Annotated in this window: 1 protein-coding gene and 1 pseudogene; both read right to left on the bottom strand. The window is 34.8% G+C overall.

Going from position 1 to position 1,225, the window contains the following annotated elements; all coding sequences use genetic code 11:
- Positions 1-226 precede the first annotated feature (226 nt).
- Positions 227-756, bottom strand: a pseudogene (locus DXA15_RS28145) (transposase); the annotation flags it as partial.
- Positions 757-874: 118 nt separating this feature from the next.
- Positions 875-1,153 (bottom strand): DUF3244 domain-containing protein, encoded by a 279-nt coding sequence (locus DXA15_RS25050; protein ID WP_128135845.1) that lies wholly within the window; start codon positions 1,151-1,153, stop codon positions 875-877.
- Positions 1,154-1,225: the final 72 nt, after the last annotated feature.

A 1,225-nucleotide genomic window follows, 5' to 3' on the forward strand; every position in this document is an offset into this window, starting at 1 on the left:
AAAATGATTGTAAAATATGTTTATACAATATTGACATTCCCTTTATATCATGTAATAAAGAAGAAGTAGAAGATATGTTGTCTTCAAATCATAAGGAGGAGTATGAAATAGAACTAGCCTAACCAATAGATGTTAATTCTGAAGGATTTCCGAATTGTGATTCAATAGAAGTTCCTATAAATCTTAAAATACTCACAAATAGGTAAACGATCTTGTTAACCACCTAGCCATTCTCCCGAACCTTAAAGACTATACCACCATCTCCACACCATCAAATAAAGACTCTCTAACGGCTGATTCTGCCATTTTACAGCAGCTAGGGTGACTTTGCCCGTTATGATGGATATAGCCGATGTAGACAGGGTTATTCCATAGATTTCTTTCATCTCCTCTTCAGTATCTGAAACACTCATACCTTTGGCATACAACGACATGACAGCTTTTCTATCGAAAGACCATGGGACTGATGTTTGGGAATTATCACCGGTTCAAACTCTCCCTGACGGTCACGAGGAATTTCTATACTGGATTCACCATGCTCGGTTTGAATCTTTTAGAGTATTTGCCGTTGCGGGAGTTGCCGGTATTTATACCTGAGACTGAATGTTTTTCATATCCTAAATAAGCATCCATCTCACCTTCAGGCATTTGTTCAAGTACTTGACTGTGAAGAGTCGTTAGAAACTTACTTACGTCTTCTTCACTTTTAAATTGACTTAAGAACTCCTTGCTCAATAATTCTTTGGGAATCTCCATAAAATTTACATTTTTCAAATTTAGTAAATAAAAAAACTACAAGTAACAATACCTGTAGTTTTTCATTTACACAATTTTATGGACAGTGTTGACTTCTCCAAAAGAAGTCCCTTTTCCATTACAGTACAAACTTACCTACGGCGTACTTATTACCCTCAGTTACAACTATCGTATATTCTCCAACCTCAAGATCGTTTAATGAAATAGTCTTAATTTCATTTTGAGAAGCATTGAAGGTTTCATTGAATATTTTAATTCCTTTGTTATCAGATATTTGAACAGTTAACCCTTCAGCTTTTTTATTGAAACATAGTTGAATACTATTATCGCTGTCTTCAAAAATAGCTTCAAAAGGAATAGGTTCTTTAATAATACTTTGTAGCTCTGATCCCAACAATGTGGGAAATGTATTCTGTGTCTAGCGAATGAAGGAATGTATTCTGATGTCTAGCGAATGAAGGAATTGAAA

Source organism: Parabacteroides sp. AM58-2XD (assembly GCF_003463685.1).
GTDB classification, from domain to species: domain Bacteria; phylum Bacteroidota; class Bacteroidia; order Bacteroidales; family Tannerellaceae; genus Parabacteroides; species Parabacteroides segnis.